Annotated in this window: 17 protein-coding genes and 1 tRNA gene; 6 read left to right on the top strand and 12 right to left on the bottom strand. The window is 67.6% G+C overall.

The window, feature by feature from the left end; all coding sequences use genetic code 11:
* Positions 1-3: 3 nt before the first annotated feature.
* The 3 genes from GTP41_RS11125 to GTP41_RS11115 form a co-directional block, all read right to left on the bottom strand.
* On the bottom strand, positions 4-603 hold the full coding sequence (locus GTP41_RS11125; protein ID WP_161025658.1) for an outer membrane beta-barrel protein: 600 nt from the start codon (positions 601-603) through the stop codon (positions 4-6).
* Positions 604-676: 73 nt separating this feature from the next.
* Positions 677-752 (bottom strand) — tRNA-Phe (locus GTP41_RS11120).
* 78 nt (positions 753-830) lie between these two features.
* Entirely contained in the window at positions 831-1823 is a 993-nt protein-coding gene (locus GTP41_RS11115; RefSeq protein ID WP_202419700.1) for a hypothetical protein, read from the bottom strand.
* A gap of 51 nt (positions 1824-1874) precedes the next feature.
* Here GTP41_RS11115 and GTP41_RS11110 point away from each other — a divergent pair, with 51 nt between their 5' ends.
* Complete coding sequence (locus GTP41_RS11110) at positions 1875-3779, top strand: hybrid sensor histidine kinase/response regulator (protein WP_161025657.1); 1905 nt, start codon at positions 1875-1877, stop codon at positions 3777-3779.
* Between the two features lie 40 nt (positions 3780-3819).
* The gene (locus GTP41_RS11105; protein ID WP_161025656.1) at positions 3820-5103 is read left to right on the top strand and encodes a hypothetical protein; all 1284 of its coding nucleotides are present in this window, start codon (positions 3820-3822) and stop codon (positions 5101-5103) included.
* Positions 5104-5111: 8 nt separating this feature from the next.
* On the opposite strand, the gene GTP41_RS11100 is transcribed toward GTP41_RS11105, so the two are convergent.
* Positions 5112-5408: a PsiF family protein gene (locus tag GTP41_RS11100; RefSeq protein ID WP_161025655.1), complete on the bottom strand. Its 297-nt coding sequence runs from the start codon at positions 5406-5408 to the stop codon at positions 5112-5114.
* 125 nt (positions 5409-5533) lie between these two features.
* Here GTP41_RS11100 and GTP41_RS11095 point away from each other — a divergent pair, with 125 nt between their 5' ends.
* A complete protein-coding gene (locus tag GTP41_RS11095) occupies positions 5534-6394 on the top strand; it encodes a CsgG/HfaB family protein (protein ID WP_161025654.1) in 861 nt (286 codons plus the stop codon).
* 15 nt (positions 6395-6409) lie between these two features.
* Here GTP41_RS11095 and GTP41_RS11090 read toward each other — a convergent pair whose 3' ends face one another.
* Positions 6410-7069, bottom strand: a complete 660-nt coding sequence (locus GTP41_RS11090; RefSeq protein ID WP_161025653.1) for a PEP-CTERM sorting domain-containing protein — start codon at positions 7067-7069, stop codon at positions 6410-6412.
* 182 nt (positions 7070-7251) lie between these two features.
* Here GTP41_RS11090 and GTP41_RS11085 point away from each other — a divergent pair, with 182 nt between their 5' ends.
* Positions 7252-7500: a DUF1059 domain-containing protein gene (locus tag GTP41_RS11085; RefSeq protein ID WP_161025652.1), complete on the top strand. Its 249-nt coding sequence runs from the start codon at positions 7252-7254 to the stop codon at positions 7498-7500.
* A gap of 13 nt (positions 7501-7513) precedes the next feature.
* Here the strand turns inward: GTP41_RS11085 and GTP41_RS11080 are convergent, their stop codons facing one another.
* Positions 7514-8668, bottom strand: a complete 1155-nt coding sequence (locus tag GTP41_RS11080; RefSeq protein ID WP_161025651.1) for a TIGR04552 family protein — start codon at positions 8666-8668, stop codon at positions 7514-7516.
* Between the two features lie 181 nt (positions 8669-8849).
* Between GTP41_RS11080 and GTP41_RS11075 the strand changes: the two genes are divergently transcribed.
* On the top strand, positions 8850-9416 hold the full coding sequence (locus GTP41_RS11075; RefSeq protein WP_161025650.1) for a DUF805 domain-containing protein: 567 nt from the start codon (positions 8850-8852) through the stop codon (positions 9414-9416).
* A 6-nt stretch (positions 9417-9422) separates the two neighbouring features.
* Positions 9423-9914: a DUF805 domain-containing protein gene (locus GTP41_RS11070; protein WP_161025649.1), complete on the top strand. Its 492-nt coding sequence runs from the start codon at positions 9423-9425 to the stop codon at positions 9912-9914.
* Here the strand turns inward: GTP41_RS11070 and GTP41_RS11065 are convergent.
* The 6 genes from GTP41_RS11065 to GTP41_RS11040 are packed head-to-tail and all read right to left on the bottom strand — an operon-like array spanning position 9892 to position 16721.
* Positions 9892-11196, bottom strand: a complete 1305-nt coding sequence (locus GTP41_RS11065; RefSeq protein ID WP_161025648.1) for a DUF58 domain-containing protein — start codon at positions 11194-11196, stop codon at positions 9892-9894. The genes GTP41_RS11070 and GTP41_RS11065 overlap by 23 nt on opposite strands.
* Positions 11196-12188 carry an AAA family ATPase gene (locus GTP41_RS11060; protein WP_161025647.1) on the bottom strand — a complete coding sequence of 331 codons (993 nt, stop codon included), beginning with the start codon at positions 12186-12188 and terminating at the stop codon, positions 11196-11198. The genes GTP41_RS11065 and GTP41_RS11060 overlap by 1 nt, the downstream gene beginning before the upstream one ends.
* A gap of 1 nt (position 12189) precedes the next feature.
* Entirely contained in the window at positions 12190-13491 is a 1302-nt protein-coding gene (locus GTP41_RS11055; protein WP_161025646.1) for a DUF4350 domain-containing protein, read from the bottom strand.
* The gene (locus tag GTP41_RS11050) at positions 13488-15086 is read right to left on the bottom strand and encodes a DUF4129 domain-containing protein (protein WP_161025645.1); all 1599 of its coding nucleotides are present in this window, start codon (positions 15084-15086) and stop codon (positions 13488-13490) included. The genes GTP41_RS11055 and GTP41_RS11050 overlap by 4 nt, the downstream gene beginning before the upstream one ends.
* A complete protein-coding gene (locus GTP41_RS11045; protein ID WP_161025644.1) occupies positions 15073-16032 on the bottom strand; it encodes a stage II sporulation protein M in 960 nt (319 codons plus the stop codon). The genes GTP41_RS11050 and GTP41_RS11045 overlap by 14 nt, the downstream gene beginning before the upstream one ends.
* Entirely contained in the window at positions 16029-16721 is a 693-nt protein-coding gene (locus tag GTP41_RS11040) for an RDD family protein (protein WP_161025643.1), read from the bottom strand. Before GTP41_RS11040 ends, GTP41_RS11045 begins: the two co-directional genes overlap by 4 nt.
* Positions 16722-16726 lie beyond the last annotated feature (5 nt).

The raw sequence follows: 16726 nt of genomic DNA, 5'->3' as shown, positions 1-16726 counted from the left end.
TGCTTAGAAGTAGAAGTTGCCGGAAACGCCAACGTGGTTGGCCTTCACCTCGGCCGGGTAACGGCTGTTCTTTTCTTCAAACTTCTCGTTCACGTAGCGCATTTTTACGCTTAGTTGCGGCGAGAACAGGTACTCGGCTTCCACCACGCTGCTCAACGTGTTCTTGAACTTGACGTCGGCGATGTCCGCCACGCCACTACCGCTCAACTTGGCGCCCGTCACGTAGCGCAGGCCGGTGCCGATTTTCCAGTTCTGGTCGATGTGGTAGAAGGCCAGGGCTTCAAGCGGGAAGCGCTGGAACTTCAGGCTGCCGTTCTGGGCGGTCTGGTCATCAACGTGGAAATTCAGGCTGGTTTGCGCCGAAAACTGCTCGTTGATGCGGAAGTCCACGCCGCCGGTGAAGTACACGCCGCCGCCGGATTTGATATTGGCGCTGCGGCCGTTGGTGTATTCGGCTGTGGCCAGTTTTTTGCCGCCGCCGGTGATGCCCAGGCCGACAAAGCCGTGGACGGGTTTAAGCGGGGCGGGAGCGACTTGCGCGATTTGGGCGTGGGCGGAGGAAGCTGCGGCCAGGATGGCCAGGGTAGACAGAGATTTCTTCATTGCAGTATTATTGATTTGCTAACTATTAGGGCAAGAAAAAAGCCAACCGTGAGGTTGGCTTTTTCCTGAAACTTGGTGGCCCGGGGCGGAATCGAACCACCGACACAAGGATTTTCAATCCTCTGCTCTACCAACTGAGCTACCAGGCCAAGGCGCGCAATTATAGCAGGGGATTTTTCCGTTTGCCAAGGCCCCTTGCTTAAAAAATGGGGTACGTCCCTATTTTTTCAGGGCGCGCGCTGGCGGGCTTTGCGGGTGGCGCCGTCGGGGCTGAACAGCAGGATGTGTTCGCCCAGCCGGGGGCGCTGGTCCGGCGTGCGGGGCAGGGCGGCCGGCGGCGCCGATTGGTACAGCCACACTTCGCGCCCGCTGTCGAAACGCAGGCGTGTGTGCGGCGGTCCGAAGGCGGCCAGCGCGGCGGCGCGGTCGGGCGGGGCGGCGCGGCTGGCCGGCGGCGTGTCGTCCATGTATTCAAAACTGAGGAGGGTGTCGTCCGGCCAACTGCGGTCCCACAGCGGTGCGTAATAGCTGTGCTCGAGCAGCACCTGGCAGTCGCAGTAGGGCAATTCGCTGGCCGGCGGGTTGCCCGCATACAGGGCGTGGAAGGGCAGGGTGGCGCGGCGCGCGCCGTGTTGCAGGGTGACCGAGAACAGCGGCCGCTCGGCAAAAAACAAGTAGTTGCCGCGCGGGTCGGTGCAGACCCGCTCCGGGCTGCGCAGGGCTTCGTCCAGCCAGGCAAACAGGTGGGCATTATTGGAGACCAGCCCGGCCTCCATGCCGACCCGGCATTCCAGGCGCAGATCGCCCAGGCGCCGCATGCCGGGCGGTACGCCCGCGCTGCGCACCTCGGCGCGCCATGTCATGGACAACGTCCTGCGGTTGGCCAGCACGGCGGCATCTTCGCGCCACAGCGTCTCGTCGCGCACCAGGGTAAAGCTGTGGTCGGGGGCCAGCGCCACGTCCATGCTGCGCGTGTCGCCGGCCACACGCAGGCGTACGCCATCGAGCGTCCTACCCGGCTGGCGCGGCAGCAGGCGAAAGCGCAGCGCGGCTTGCGGCGCCAGGGCTGCCTGCTCATGCGCAAAGCGCTGCATGCCCTGCAGCATTTTGCGGTAGGATTTGTCCACCGGCGAGCGGGTGCTGGGCACGTCCACTTGCGGCACGGCCTGCGTCGCCAGCAACAGGAACAGCAGTTTCCACATAATTGCAGATTGTGGCATTCTGCTGGAATCCCTGCTCAACCAAGGCGCCAGCAGTGCGCTCTGTAACCGATGATTACCGATCCGCCAGCGCTGGAAAGTCTGTCAAGCCGTTATGAACTGCTGGTGGCCAGCATCAGTGATTACGCCATCTGCATGCTCGATCCCCAAGGCCATGTCACCAGCTGGAATGTCGGCGCCCAGCGCACCAGCGGCTATCGCGAGGACGAGGCGCTCGGCATGCATTTCTCGCGCCTGCACACGCCCGAGGACCGGCAGTCCGGTTTGTCGCAGCAGGCCCTGGCCACGGCCCTGCAGGAAGGGCGTTATGAATGCGAGGGCTGGCGCGTGCGCAAGGACGGCAGCCGCTTCTGGGCCTCGGTGGTGATCGACCCGGTGTATGCGCAGGACGGCGAGCATATCGGCTTTGCCAAGGTGGCGCGCGATATCACGGACGGGCGGCGCGTGCTCGACGCGCTGCGCGAAAGCGAGCAGCGCTTCCGCCTGCTGGTGCAGGGCGTGATCGACTACGCCATTTACATGCTCTCGCCGGAAGGACTGATCACCAACTGGAACCTGGGCGCGGAGCGCATCAAGGGCTATGCGCCGGACGAGGTGCTGGGCAGCCATTACCGCCGCTTCTTCACCGCGGAGGACCGGCAGGAGGGGGCGCCGGAGCGCGCCCTGGCCATCGCCGCGCGCGAGGGACGCTACGAATCGGAGGGCTGGCGCGTGCGTAAGGACGGCACGCGCTTTTGGGCCCATGCCGTGGTCGATGCCCTGTACGACGACGGCGGCGACTTGATCGGCTTCGCCAAGGTCACGCGCGACAACACCGAGAAGCGCCTGGCGGCGGAAACGCTGGAGCAGGCGCGCGCGGACCTGTTCCAGGCGCAGAAGATGGAGTCGATCGGCCAGCTCACCGGCGGCGTGGCGCACGACTTCAACAACCTGCTGGCGGTGGTGTCGAACGGCGTCGACATCCTGCGCACCGCGCCACCGCCGGAGGCGCGCGCGCGCGTGCTGGACAGCATGCGGCGCGCGGTCGAGCGCGGCGCGGCGCTGACCCAGCAGCTGCTGTCCTTCGCGCGCCAGCAGCCGCTGGCGCCGACGGTGCAGCAGCTGAACCAGTTGGTGGCGGGTTTCGAGGGCGTGCTGCGGCGCGCCGCGGGGCCGCTGGTGCGCTTTGAGCTGGACCTGGATCCCAAGCTGCGCCAGGCCTCGATCGACGAGGCGCGCTTCGAGGCGGCGCTGCTGAACCTGGTGGTCAATGCGCGCGACGCCATGCCCGACGGCGGCAGCATCGAAGTCACCACCCGCAACGCGACCCTGGCCGACAACCAGGCGGCCACGCTGGCGGCCGGCGAGTACGTGCGGGTGAGCGTGACCGACACCGGCAGCGGCATGAGCGCCGAGGTGCGCGAACGCGCTTTCGAACCGTTCTTCACCACCAAGGAGACCGGCAAGGGCACCGGTCTTGGCCTGAGCCAGGTGTACGGCTTTATCGTGCAGTCCGGCGGCGGCGTGACCATCGACACCGAAGCCGGGCGCGGCACCAGCGTCCACTTGTACCTGCCGGCGCTGGCCACGGCGCTGCCGGAGCAGCCGGCGCCGCGCCCGCCGCGCGAGGAGCGCGTGCTGATCGTGGAGGACGACCCGCTGGTGATGGAGTCGGCGCGCGAACTGTTCCAGGCCATGGGCTATGCCATCCTGCAGGCCGAGGACGGCGCCTCGGCCCTGCGCGCCCTGCAGCGCGACGGCGAAGTCGATGTGCTGTTCAGCGATGTGATGATGCCGAACGGGATGACGGGCCTGGCGCTGGCGCGCGAGGTGCGCCAGCGCTATCCGGGCATCAAGATCATCCTGGCGTCGGGCTTCCCGCAGCCGGCCATGCAGGAGGCGGGCCTGGGCGAGTTCGCCTTTGTCGGCAAGCCTTACCGCCTGTCGGACCTGGCACGCCAGCTGCGTACGGGCTGAGGTACACTTGTCGCCTTGGATAAGAACCTCAGGGGAGACGATGAAAAAACTGGTACTGGGAGGACTGGCCATGCTGGTGGCGGGAAGCGCCATGGCGGCCTCGGTGCAGGACGTGGCGGAACGCTACCGCAAGCTGGCGCTGGCCATCGGCCAGCATGACAGCAGCTATGTGGACGCCTACTACGGGCCGCCGGAGCTAGAGCAGCAAGCGGCCATGCACAAGCAAAGCCTGGCCGCCATCCGCGCCGGGGTGCAGGTGGCGCAGCGCGATATCGCGCAGCACAAGGGCGGCAACGCCGACGAGGCGCTGCGCATCGAGTTCCTGTCCAAGCAGCTCAAGGCCATGCACGCCCGCGTTGAGATGATGGAGGGCCGCAAGTTCAGCTTCGACGAGGAGACGGCGCTGCTGTACGACGCCGTGAGCCCGCACCATGACCGCGCCTACTACATGGCCCTGGTGGCCAAGGTGGACCAACTGCTGCCGGGCGAGGGCACGCTGCCGGAACGCCTGAAAGCCTTCCGCGCCCAGTTCGTGATCCCGAAGGATAAACTGAAGCCGGTGTTCGACGCCTCGATCGCCGCCTGCCGCGAGCGCACCGCCGCTTTCATGGACTTGCCGCAGAAGGAAAGCTTCGTGCTCGAATTCGTCAGCAACAAGCCCTGGTCCGGCTACAACTGGTACAAGGGCAACGCGCACAGCCTGATCCAGATTAACACCGAGTTCCCGATCTACATCGACCGCGCGCTGGACCTGGGCTGCCACGAGGGCTACCCCGGCCACCACGTGTACAACGCGATGCTGGAGCAGGCCCTGGTCAAGCAGCGCAACTGGGTGGAGTTCAGCGTGTATCCGCTGTATTCGCCGATGTCGCTGATCGCCGAGGGCAGCGCCAACTACGGTATCGAGATGGCCTTCACCGAGGCGGAGCGCCTGGCTTTCGAGCAGAAGGTGCTATACCCGATGGCGGGCCTGGATCCGGCGCTGGCGCCGAAGTATATGGAGCTGATCAAGCTGCTGGGCAAACTGAGCTATGCCGACAACGATGCGGCGCAAGCCTACCTGGAAGGGAAGTGGACGCGCGAGCAAACCATCGAGTGGCTGGTGAATGTGGCCCTGTCGCCGCCGGAGAAATCGGCACAGCGCCTGTCTTTCTACGAGGCCAACCGCGGCTACGTCATCAACTACAACCTGGGCAAGGACATGGTCAAGGCCTGGGTCGAGAAGCAGGTGACGACCACCGATCCGGTGGCCGCCCGCAAACAGCGCTGGGAGGCGTTCAAGGCGCTGTTGTCGTCGCCGCGTTTAGCCAGCGCCTTGCGTTGAAGCGCTGATTACGCCGCTTTTTTCGAGCTCAGGCATTCTTTCATGAATGCCTTGCGCTCGTCGCCTTTCTTGCCTGCCGCGTCCGCGTTGCAGGTTTTCATTTTGTCCTGCTGCGTCGCCGGCGCGGCAGGCTTATTGCTCAGGCACTCCTTCATGAAGGCCTTGCGTTCATCGCCTTTCTTGCCTTCCGCTTCCTTATTGCAGGTCGTCATTTTCGATTGCTGGGTGTTCTTGGCCGGTGCCGGGTCGGCGGCGAAGGCGGCGGAACAAGACAGGGCCAGGGCGGCAATGAGCAGTTTTTTCATGGGGCTTCCTTCTAACGGTTGAGTTGTTATGCCGTTAGTAACTATACATAGATTTTTTGTCGATGTGACCTATTCTCTAAAGATGCCGTTGAGTTTAACCAGTGGTATTGCTCGGGGGAGGGAACATGGACAACAAGAAGGTCTTCCAATCAGGGATGGTCCTGCTGGCGCTGACAGCCTGCGCCGGCAGCGACCCAAAACTCGGGGGCGCGCCGACGGTGGCCACCGGTTCGGCTGGCGGCGCCACCGCCGCCAACGCCAGCTCGCAGCTGGAAAAATGCGACAAGCCGCTCGGCACCCTGGGCGTGGTCGAGGATACGTCCGCGCCCTGGTACCACCACCTGTCGCAGTACAAGCTCGGCTCGACCGTGCCGGTGCTGCGCATGATGATCCAGCAGTCGAATTGCTTTGTCGTGGTGGAGCGCGGCGCGGCGATGGGCAAGCTGATGCAGGAGCGCTCACTGGCGGCCTCGGGTGAAATGCGCACCGGCAGCAATTACGGCAAGGGCCAGATGGTGGCGGCCGATTACACCATGAGCCCGAGCATTACCTTCAGCCAGAAGGGAACCAGCGGCATGGGCGGCGCGCTGGGCGGCCTGGGCCTGCTGGGCAGCGTGGCCGGCGTGGTGGCGGGCGGGCTCAAGTCGAACGAGGCCTCCACCACCTTGCTGATGGTGGACAACCGTTCCGGCATCCAATTAGCGGCGGCCGAGGGCAGCGCCAAGAACTTCGACTTCAATGTGGGCGGCGCGTTGTTCGGCGGCGGCGGCTTCGGCGCGGCGGGCGGCTATTCCAATACGCCGGAGGGCAAGATCCTGATCGCCTCCTTCATGGATTCGTACAACCAGCTGGTGAAAGCCGTGCGCAATTACAAGGCGCAGGAAGTAGCTGGCGGCATGGGCACCGGCGGCGCGCTGGGGGTACAGGGCGGGGCGACGCCGGCCTCCAAAGCACTGGAGAAAAAACCGGCGAAGAAGAAAAACTGATTCCGGCTGCCGCGATCAGGACTGCCTGCGGCGCAGGCGGGCCAGGCCGCCCAGGCCCAGGCCGACCAGGGCCAGGGTGCCGGGTTCCGGCACGTCCTGCGCCGGGGTGCTGGCGCCCAGGGTGACATTGTCGAAGGCGATGTAGTCAGCCGAACCGCCGAAGTCGACCGAGCGGGCAATGCCTGCGAACGCCACGCCGACCGGGTCGAACTGGCAGAAGCCGCCATTCGGGTCGCCGGCGCAGTTGCCGGTGTTGGCGTTCAGGGCCAGGCTGGCCAACAGCTTGCCGGTGCCGTTCAGGCCCTCGTACACGCGGATGAAGCCGGCGCGCGCCGACGTGTAGTAGAACGAGAAGCCGGTGTCGAAGCCGGCGGCGACGTTCATGGTGGCGGCGGAGCCGGACAGGAAGAACAGCACGGTGCTGGGCGAGGGTTCATTGCCGATATTGCCGGTGCCGCCCGCGTCGGCGTCGATAATGCCCAAGCTGGCGCGCGAGAAGCTGATGCCGTAATTGCTGCCGGCGTGGCCGGCGCTGTCGCTGCCGCCGTTATAGAACTCGAGGACGCTGGCGCGGTCGCCGACGCCTTCGAACGTGAGGGTGATGGGGGCGGCGCTGGCAGTCGCGCAGGCGCCGGCGGCTATGAGTGCTGCGAACAGCGTGGACAGGGAATGCATTTTTTCGCCTTCATTGTTGGGGTGGCGACAATAAAGCACGAATCGTGCCAAAAATGCAACTACTTCATTTGGAATAGCTTAGCCGCGCTTTCGTCACTATCCATTGCTAAGTTGTCAGTATTTCCGACATTGCGCCGGCGGTTGAAACACCTATATTGAAAGTGTGAGCCAGGGAGGCTGCCATGAGCCGTAAGTACATTGATTGCCGCGAATTCCCCAGCGCGACGCACTGCAGCGTCGCGATCTCGGCCGATAGCGCGGAGGAGTTGCTGGAAGTCGCGGTGCAGCACGCGGTGTCAATCCACAAGCACACCGACAGCCCGGAGTTGCGCAGCGCGCTCCAGGGCTTGATCCATGACGGGATGCCGCCGGAAACGGTGGTGCCGCCCGGCGCCATCAGCGGCGTGCCGCAAGGGGTGCGCCCGCACTGAGCGGCACGCCGCATCAGGCGGCGCGGATGTCGGGCTGGGCTTCGAGGTAGCGGATCAGCTCGCGTCCGAGCACGCGCAGGCGCGCCGTTTCCACTTGCCGCTTCTTGTAGGCGTCGTGGCTGGCCGGGCCTTCCAGGGTGCGGCTGTGGCTGGCCTTGTCCATCAGCTGGATTTCATACTCGAAGAAGAAGCCGATGTCGTAATCCGGCCCCATGGCCGCCGGGTCGTCCGACGGCACGTGGATCATCTTGCGCACGGTGACCTGGATGCTGTTGAATCCGGCGCCGCTGTGCGGGTTGTCGGACTGCGTCGGGGCCGATGAAATGGCCATCAGCTCGGCGTCCATTTTCTCCAGCAAGGCGGCCGGGTAGCCGTCGGCCGCCTCCAGCACGCAGCGGTATTTGGTGAAGATTTCCTTGGCCGCCTCCATGTCGAGCAGGGTGTTGCGGGTGCGCTGGGCGTCGACATTGGTGACCGAGATGACGTGCGCGCGCTGCAGCGTGCGCAGGGCCAGCAGGCATTCGAAGCGGGTGTTGAAAATCAGCCGCACGCCCAGGTGGTCGAAGATGTCGGCCGCCAGGTAGGCGGCTTTTTGCAGCAGCTTGAGCAGGATGCTGTTGCGGCTCTTGTTGTTCTTGCGGTCAAAGTGCAGCAGGGGCAGGCAAATTTCCCCATCGCTCAGGAAGTGCTGCTCCCCCTCCTGGCGGATCACCTCGTCCAGGCTGGCGAAGACTTGCTGGCGGATGATGTTGAAATAGCGCAGCTTGAGGTTGTTTTCGATGTAGAAGATGCCGTGCATGACTTTCAGCACGGCGCACGACCACATGCGGCGCAGTTCCGCCTGCTCATTGCCATGCAGGGAGGCGAACACCAGCAGGTCGAGCGGGTCGTCCGGGCTGGCCACGTCGGGCGGAATCAGGGCGGCCTGGCTGGGCGTGAGGAAGCTGTTGCACACGAAGTCGAGCGCTTCGCGCTGGACGCGGGCGATGACGGCGCGGGCATGGGGGTTGTCGATATCGAAACCGTACTCGCGCACGAACTCGCGCGCGTCGTGCTTGTTGCGCAAGGCCAGCCCGCCCAGGTCAATCGCCGAAACCCCGGAGGCGATCGCGTTCAGGTAAGTCCAGTTGATGGAAAACTTGCCCTGGCACTTGAGGGTGGCGTCCATGCGCGGGTCGTATCTTTCGTGTGATTGTGCAACCGTCCAGTCTTCTAAGAAAGTATCGCAGCCCAAAGTGCAGTCTGCAAGGCGGCTGTTGTATTAAATCGCGCTTGCGCATTAGTAAAAAAATAATGTAGTATTTTCCGCTAAGTAACTTTTCCACAACCTTGTTCCACAGGAGCCCCCCATGACCAATCCATATTCCATGCCGCAAGCCCAGCTGACCGAGCCGGTCAGCAAAGAAACCTATATGCCGAAATTCTTTGCGGTGAATGGCCGCATCGGCCGCGTGCGCTACCTCGCCTACAGCATGGGCGCCGGCCTGCTGATGCTGCCGCTGATGCTTCTGCTGCTGGGGGGCTCCGGCTTCGCGGCCATGATGGGCAGCGCGGAAACCGGCGCCAGCGTCGGCATCGTGGGCTCGCTGATCATCTACCCGCTGTCGTTCGCGGTCTCCATCATCCTGGCGCGCCGCCGCCTGCATGATATGAACAAGACCGGTTGGTTGAGCGTGCTGGTGCTGATCCCGCTGGTCAACCTGTTCGCTGTGCTGTGGCTGCTGTTTGGCTCCGGCGATGCCGAGTCGAACGACTTCGGCCCGGCGCCGGCGCCGAACACCACCGGCGTGATCATCCTGGCCTGGTCGCTGCCGGTGCTGGTGGTGGCGGGCGGCATCCTGGCGGCCATCGCGATTCCGGCCTACGCGGACTACGCCGCCAAGGCCAATGCGGTGCAACTGGAGAACGGCCAGTAATTGGGGTTGAACCCCTACGCTGCACCGCAGGCGGAGCTGGGGCTGGCGCCCCAGCCGGCCGGCACGCCGCGCCTGGTGGCCTGGAATGGCCGCATCGGGCGCGTGCGGTTTTTCGTGTACTTCCTGCTGGGCCTGCTGCTGCCCGTGCTGTTCATGCTGCTGGCCTTGATCGCTGGCCAACTGGCGGACCTCGATATTGCCGCGGACTCCCCGGCCGAGCGCCTGGTGCTCGCCACGACCCTGGTGTTGTTGGCGCTGGCGCTCGGCGTCGCGATTCGCCGCCGCCTGCACGACTTCGACGTCAGCGGCTGGTGGACCTTGCTGCTGCTGGTCCCGATTTTCCAGTTTATTTTCCTGATTTACCTGTTGGTGGCGCCGGGCACGCAGGACGCCAACCGCTTTGGCCCGCCGCCGGTGCCGAATGGCAAAGGGGTGACGGCCGCGGCAGTCATCGGCGGCTTGCTGCTGGGCGGGCCTATAGTGCTCCGCTTTCTTTGATCTCCAGGTAGCGGTTCAGCAGGGCACCGGCCAGCTGCTCGGGCGCCACGTCCACCAGGTGGCCGGAGCGCAGGCCCAGGCGGCGGATCGCTTCCTGGCGCTGGGCCAGGTAGTGCTCGCTGGCCGCCAGCCGCAAGGCGTCGTCAAAGCCCTGCACCGGCGCGCTGCTGGCCGCGTCCAGCGCGCGCTCGCGCAGGCTGGCGCACAGCACCAGGTGGCGCGAGGACAGCAAGTCCACCGCCTGGCGCAGCGCGTCGTCATCCTCGTCCCGCACATTGGTCACCAGCACCACAAAGGCGCGCCGGCCCAGGCGGTTCAGCAGGTCGTTGGCGGCGCGCAGGTAGTCGGGCGCGGATTCGCCCGGCTGCACGTCGTACACGCCGGCCAGCATGCGGTCCAGGCCGACGCGTCCCTTGGCGGGCGGCAGCCAGCGGTTGTCCACGCCAAAACTCATCAACCCCACCGCGTCGCCCTGCTTGCCGGCCACGAAGGACAGGGTCAGCACGGCGTACAGCGCGTGGTCGAAGTGGCTGATATCGCCGTCGCGCGCCAGCATGCGGCGCCCGGTGTCGAGCAGGAACACCACCTGCTGGTCGCGCTCGACCTGGTATTCGCGGCTGATCGGCTTGCGGTGGCGCGCCGTGGCTTTCCAGTCGATCGAGCGCAGGCTGTCGCCGCGCCGGTATTCGCGCAGCTGGCGGAAGTCGGTGCCTTCGCCGCGCTGGCGCTTGACCAGCGAGCCGCTGGTGGGCGCCTGGCGGTCGGTGGCGCGCAGGGCCTGGCCCAGCAAGCGCGCCACGTCGGGGAAGACCTTGGCCACCTGTTCCGGGCCGGCGCGGTGCGTGGCCTGCCACAGGCCGAGCGGGCCGGCCACGCGCAGCCACGGCATGCCGAAGGCGCCGTCGCCGCGCTCGTGCGGGCGCACGCGGTAGGCGATGCTGGCGAAGGCGCCGGGCGCCAGGCGGGTGGCGTGCGGCATGCCCTCCAGCTCCCAGGCCGGCGGGTAGTCGTCGAACACGTCGAGCTGCAGGGCGCGCGGGCCTTCGTTGTGCACGGTCAGGCGCACTTCGTGCCAGGCGCCGACCGGCAGCACGCCGCCCACGCTGCGCTCGGCGCGCAGGGCGGGCCGGCGCCGCGCCAGCAGGGCGTCGGCGCCGGCCGCCAGCAGCAGCGCGCCGCCCAGCATTTGCCAGGGCGCCTGCAGCTGCGGCCACAGGCTGGCGGGCACGCCGAGGGCGGTCAGGCCCGCCAGGGCCAGGAACATGCGGCGGGTTGGCTTCATCAGTTGCGCGGCGCGGCGACCGATTCGATCAACGCGGCCAGCACGTCGTCCGCGCCCAGGCCATCGAGTTCGCTTTCCGGCGACAGCGCGATGCGGTGGCGCAGCACCGGCAGGCTGGCTTGCTTGATGTCGTCCGGGGTGGCGTAGTCGCGCCCCGCCATCAGCGCCATGGCGCGCGCCAGGCGGATCAGGGCGATGCTGCCGCGCGGGCCGGCGCCGACCGCCACGCCCGGCCATTGGCGGGTGGCGCGCGCCAGGCGCACGGCGTAGTTGGCCACCGCCTCGTCGACGCGGATGCGCGCCACCAGCTGCTGCAGCGCGACCAGGGTTTCCGGCTTGATCAGGGTGCGCACCTGGGCCACGTCCAGGCCGTCGCCCACGCGCTCCTGGGTCACCGCCAGCAGCATCGCGGTTTCCTCGGCCTCGCTCGGGTAGGCGATGTGCGCCTTGATCAGGAAGCGGTCCAGCTGCGCTTCCGGCAGCGGGTAGGTGCCTTCGCTTTCCAGCGGGTTCTGGGTGGCCAGCACCATGAAGGGCGAACCCAGGGCGTGCGCTTCGCCTTCGATGGTGACCTGGCGCTCCTGCATCGCCTCCAGCAGGGCCGACTGGGTCTTGGCCGGGGCGCGGTTGATCTCGTCGGCCAGCAGCAGGTGGGTGAAGACCGGGCCTTTGCGCACGCTGAAGGTTTGCTCCTTCTGGTCGAACACGGCGTGGCCCATGACGTCGGCCGGCATCAGGTCGGGTGTGAACTGGATGCGCGAGAACTCGCCGGCGAAGGTTTTCGCCAGCGCTTTCACCAGCAGGGTTTTGCCCAGGCCGGGCACGCCTTCCAGCAGCACGTGGCCGCCGGCCAGGCAGCAGGCCAGCACCTGCTCCACCACGGCCTGCTGGCCGACGATGGCGCGTCCGACTTCTTCGCGCAGGCGCTGCACGATATCGATGGCCTGCGCCAGGCGGTCGGCCTGGATGCCGGTGGAAAGGGGGGCGGACATGCTATCGCTCATAGTGGGCTCGCAATTGTTGGAGTGTTGAAATCTGTCGGGTGAATTCGGCGGCGCGCGCGGCCGGGACGCCCAGCATGGCGTCGGCTACCTGCGCCTCCGGCAGCTGGGCCAGGCGCGCCAGGCGGCGCGCGCGTTCGTTGCCGTCCAGCGCGTGCAGTTCGGGCAGGCGGCGCAGCAGCAGTTCTTCGGTGCGCTGGCGCACGGCGGCCAGCAGCAGGGCGCGCCCTTGCGGCAGGCGCCACAGCCAGCGCCCGCTGGCGTCGATGTGCTCGATCAGGGCGCGCCGTTCGGTGGCCAGGGCCGGCAGCAGCGGGCCGAAGCGGCGCGAGGCGTTCCAGGCCCACAGCAGCAGCAGGGCGGCCAGGCCGAACAGGACCGGGCGCCAGTGCTGCCACAGGTAGTCGGCCCAGCCGACCGTCTCGTTGTGGCGCACCAGCAGCACCGGGCCCTTGGCGCCGCCTTGCCCGGCCAGCAGCAGCAGCAGCTCGCCGTGGTCGAAGCGGCGCAGGCCGTCGTTGTCGAAATAGCTGTCGCCCGGCTCGGCGGCCACCATGGCCACCTTGCCGCGACCTTCGGCAAAGACCATCACGGCCAGGCCGTAGGTGTCGGCCCACAGCGGCGGCGGCACCTCGCCCGGCAGACGCTGCAGCACGTCCGACAGGCGCGCCAGCTCGAGCCTGTGGTCCAGGCCCGGCGCCTGCAGGCAGGCCAGGCGCGCCGGCGCGTCCGGCTCCTCCTCCGCGCCATCCTCGCCATCGTCGCGCGCGTTGCCGCGCGCCGCCGCCTTTTCCGCCAGCGCGGCGCGCCGCTTCGCTTCCAGCGGGTCGAGGCGGCAGGTGTCGTCGAGGCGGGTGCGGCTGGCCATGGCCACGCCGAAATGCTTGCCCAGCGGGTCGGCCAGGTCCTGGCTCAGGGCGCCGCCGGTCTCCTCGTCCTCGTCGCCGTTCTGCACCCAGCCCGGCGTCATGACCAGGGTATTGCCGCGCCGCACCCATTTGAGCAGCAGTTCAGCCTGGCGCGCGTCGGGCTGCTGGGCCCAGGGCGACATGATCAGCACGCCGTCCGGCAGCTGGTTGAGCAGTTGGTAGTTCAGCATCGGCTCCAGGCGCACCTTGTGGCCGCGCGCTTCCAGCAGGCGGGTGGCGGCCAGCATCGGATTCTTGCGCTGGGCCTCGGAGTGGTACACCACGCCGCGCCAGACTTTGTGGAACAGCGTCGGCCACAGGCCGTAGCCGGCGCCGGCCAGCAGCAGGAGCAGCGCGGCAATCAGGATCTGGTGGTGGCGCTTCATGCTGCCTCGCGTTCAAAATGCGCGCGCCAGTGCGCGCATAAGGCGTTGACCGTCTCGGCCGCCGGCCAGCGCGCGCCGTAGGCGGCGTTCAGCCACAGGGTGGTGGCCTGGCCGGCCAGCTCCAGGCTGGCGCTATCGAGGCTGCCGCGCGCCTGGGCCTGGCGCGCCTGCGCCAGGCATTCGCCTTCGGTGGCGCCCTGGTGCAGCTGCAAGCCGTGGCGGCTGACCAGGCGCGACAGGGTGGCGCGGTAGAGCAGGGCCAGCGCGGCGCGCTGCTGTCCTTGCTGCCACAGCGCGCGCACGCTGCCGGCCACATCGGCCGGCAGGCTCTCTTCGCGAATATCGAGGCCGCCGATCTCGGTCGCCAGTTTCGGCGCCGGCGCAGCGGCGAAGGTGAAGCGCAGCGGCGCCGCGTAGCGCCACAGCAGCCAGGCCACCAGGGCCACGGCGCCCACGATCAGGGCCACTTTCAGCACGCCGGCCAGCATGGCGCCGAGCCAGTCGGGCAGCAACACTTCGGTTTTGGGCTTCGGCTCTTGTTTCGCGCTCTTGTAGCGCCACTCCCATTGCTCTTCGCAGCGGTAGCCGCGCAAGTCTTCGTGGGCGTACACCTGGTCCAGCTGGCGCCGGGCCTCGGCCTGCTGCGGCGAAGCGTCGGCGGCGCGGCCGGTCGCCTTGTTCTGCACCACCGATTTGGGCGGCGCGCATTGCACCGTGCTGTCGGCCGTCGGCGCGGCGGCAGGCGTGGCGGCCTGCACTGGCGGCGGCGTGCCGGCCAGGGCCAGCGCCAGGGCCAGCAGGGGCGCGCCCCACAGCAGGCCGGCGAGGCGGCGCGCGCCGGCCTGCCTGGCCGGCGCGCGCAGTTGGCGCAGCACGATTTCCAGGTCCCAGGCTTCCAGCGTGGCGCGCCGGTTCAGGTACAAGGTGAAGGTGCAGGCGGTGTAGATCGGGCCGACGATGGCGCCGGCCAGGCCCCAGGCCAGGGTGCTCAGGGCGGCCTGCCACGGCGCCGCATCGCGCGCGCTGAACAAGGCAAACGGGTCCGGGCTCTCGTTCGACATGAACAGGCTGAGCAGCGACAGCACGCCCATCATCAGCACCAGTTCAAAGCCGAGGCACACCACGCCGAAGGTGAAGGCCGACAGGCCGCTGCCGCCGCGCGCGATGGTGGCGCGGCGCGCCGTGGCCACCGCGCCGCGCGCGCCTTCCAGCACCCACACCGGCTGGTGCAGGCCGCGCCCGGCCATGAAGGGGCGCCACCAGGTCAGCATGCGGAACCAGCCGCCGCCCAGCTCGCGCGGCCAGGCGCGCAAGGCGTCGCGCCAGTTGGCCTGGTCGCCGAACACCTGGCGCGCCAGCACATGCAGCGGCGCGCGCTCGAGCAGGGGCCGCAGCCACCAGGGCAGCAGCCAGCCCAGCGCGTTGTCCGGCCAGTACCAGCTGATGCAGGCCGCCAGCGCGCACAGGGGCAGCCACAGGGCAAGCCAGGCGCGCCAGACGTCGGCGCCGCCGGCGTGCAGCAGGGCGAAACCCAGGTCCAGGCCCTGGGCGTTGCTGCGCGGGCGCAGGTCGAGGCGCAGCTTATCGAGTTGCATGGGCACCTTTCCCGCGCCCGGCGAAACCAAAGAACAGGAAGACCAGGGCCCAGCACACGCCGCCCACGCTGTACTTGACGGCCGGGGCGAAGTCGCTGGCCGACCAGAAGGCTTCGAAGAAGGCGGCCAGCACGGTGAGCAGGGCGGCGCCCGCCACCAGCGGGTACATCTGGATGCTGGCCTGCTGCAGGGCGTCGCGCCGCGGCAGGCGCCCCGGTTTGATGAGCGAGAGGCCGAGACGGATGCCGGCCATGCCGGACAGCACCAGGCCGGCCAGCTCAAAGCTGGAGTGGGTCACCACGAAGGACCAGAAATTGGTGCGGGTGGCCGGGTCGAGGCTGAGCCAGGCCGCTGCCACACCCATGTGCAGGCCATTGAACAGCACGATCAGCAGGGCCGGCACACCGCCGAAAATGCCGCTGGCGAAGGTGCGGAAGTCGATCGAGACATTGTTCCAGATGTAGTGGCCGAACATTTGCACGTCGCCCTCGCTGCCGCCGCGCCCGGTCTTGATGCTGGACGGCGAATACATGCTGTGCATGCGCGCCAGGTCTTCCGGCGCGGCGAACAGGTAGGCGTGGCGCGCGTCGTGCCACACCAGCAGGCCGATGGCGATGGCGGGGCCGAGCAGGCAGACCAGCACCAGCAGCAGCAGCTTCCACTCAGCGCGCACGCGGCGCGGCAGGTCGATACGCAGCCACTGCAGCAGCACCGTGGGGCGCTCGGCCGCCACGCTGTACAGCGCGTGGTGGCAACGCGCCACCAGGTCGTGCAGGTGCGACACCAGTTGCGGCGAGTAGCCGCGCTGGCTGGCCAGGGCCAGGCACTGGCACAGGCGGCGGTATTGCTCGGGCAGAGCTTCGCGCCCTTCCTTGCGGCTGGCCAGCGTGGTTTCGATCGCGCTCCACAGCGGACCGTAAGTGGTTTCAAATTGCGCCTGTTTCATCGTACCAATCCTGCGGCCATGCCGCGCAAGCGTTCCAGCGAGGCTTCGCCCACGCGCCCGGTCAGCGGTTCGGCGATATCGGCCAGTTCCAGCATGCGGCCGTAGGGCAGGCGGCTTTCGCGCGCGAACAGGTCGGCCAGGGCGCGCTGCTGCTCGGGGGTGAGGGGGAAGGGCAGCGGCAGCGGGGCGGCGTCGGACACCTTGCCGCGCGGCTGCGGCTTGTCGCGGTACACCACCTGGGTGCCGGCCACGATATCGCCGAGGCGGCGGAAATGGCGGTCGCACAGCATGCTGAGCAGGCCGGAGGCGTAGAACATGGGCAGAAAGTCGGCCACCAGCAGCAGGTTGCGCAGCACCGATTCGCGCCAGCGCACCGGCAGGCCGTCGGCGCGCAGCACCTGCAGGCCGAGCACGAATTTGCCCAGGGTGCGGCCGCCGGCATACACCTCGCACAGGACCGGGTAGGCCCAGTAGGCGAAGAAGGCGATCAGCAGGGTGACGCCGCTGTACAGTTTTTCGGAGGGGATGATGGCGCCGAGCAGCGCGGCCAGGGTGACGCTGCCGAAGGTCCAGGCGCAAAAGTCGATGGCCCATGCCATGGCGCGCACCGGCGGGCCGGCCGGGGTCAGTTGCAGGCGCACGCCTTCCGGGGTGGTCAGGGCGAGGCGGCCATCGAGGAGTGATTTCATGTCTT

The organism is Pseudoduganella guangdongensis (genome assembly GCF_009857475.1).
Lineage (GTDB): Bacteria > Pseudomonadota > Gammaproteobacteria > Burkholderiales > Burkholderiaceae_D > Rugamonas > Rugamonas guangdongensis.
This window is presented reverse-complemented; position numbering and strand designations above follow the sequence as displayed.

Coding starts and splice junctions, on each gene's coding strand:
- GTP41_RS11125 (WP_161025658.1), bottom strand. CDS start 603: ATGAAGAAATCTCTGTCTACCCTGGCCATCCTGGCCGCAGCTTCCTCC.
- GTP41_RS11115 (WP_202419700.1), bottom strand. CDS start 1,823: ATGCCACAATCTGCAATTATGTGGAAACTGCTGTTCCTGTTGCTGGCG.
- GTP41_RS11110 (WP_161025657.1), top strand. CDS start 1,875: ATGATTACCGATCCGCCAGCGCTGGAAAGTCTGTCAAGCCGTTATGAA.
- GTP41_RS11105 (WP_161025656.1), top strand. CDS start 3,820: ATGAAAAAACTGGTACTGGGAGGACTGGCCATGCTGGTGGCGGGAAGC.
- GTP41_RS11100 (WP_161025655.1), bottom strand. CDS start 5,408: ATGAAAAAACTGCTCATTGCCGCCCTGGCCCTGTCTTGTTCCGCCGCC.
- GTP41_RS11095 (WP_161025654.1), top strand. CDS start 5,534: ATGGACAACAAGAAGGTCTTCCAATCAGGGATGGTCCTGCTGGCGCTG.
- GTP41_RS11090 (WP_161025653.1), bottom strand. CDS start 7,069: ATGCATTCCCTGTCCACGCTGTTCGCAGCACTCATAGCCGCCGGCGCC.
- GTP41_RS11085 (WP_161025652.1), top strand. CDS start 7,252: ATGAGCCGTAAGTACATTGATTGCCGCGAATTCCCCAGCGCGACGCAC.
- GTP41_RS11080 (WP_161025651.1), bottom strand. CDS start 8,668: ATGGACGCCACCCTCAAGTGCCAGGGCAAGTTTTCCATCAACTGGACT.
- GTP41_RS11075 (WP_161025650.1), top strand. CDS start 8,850: ATGACCAATCCATATTCCATGCCGCAAGCCCAGCTGACCGAGCCGGTC.
- GTP41_RS11065 (WP_161025648.1), bottom strand. CDS start 11,196: ATGAAGCCAACCCGCCGCATGTTCCTGGCCCTGGCGGGCCTGACCGCC.
- GTP41_RS11060 (WP_161025647.1), bottom strand. CDS start 12,188: ATGTCCGCCCCCCTTTCCACCGGCATCCAGGCCGACCGCCTGGCGCAG.
- GTP41_RS11055 (WP_161025646.1), bottom strand. CDS start 13,491: ATGAAGCGCCACCACCAGATCCTGATTGCCGCGCTGCTCCTGCTGCTG.
- GTP41_RS11050 (WP_161025645.1), bottom strand. CDS start 15,086: ATGCAACTCGATAAGCTGCGCCTCGACCTGCGCCCGCGCAGCAACGCC.
- GTP41_RS11045 (WP_161025644.1), bottom strand. CDS start 16,032: ATGAAACAGGCGCAATTTGAAACCACTTACGGTCCGCTGTGGAGCGCG.
- GTP41_RS11040 (WP_161025643.1), bottom strand. CDS start 16,721: ATGAAATCACTCCTCGATGGCCGCCTCGCCCTGACCACCCCGGAAGGC.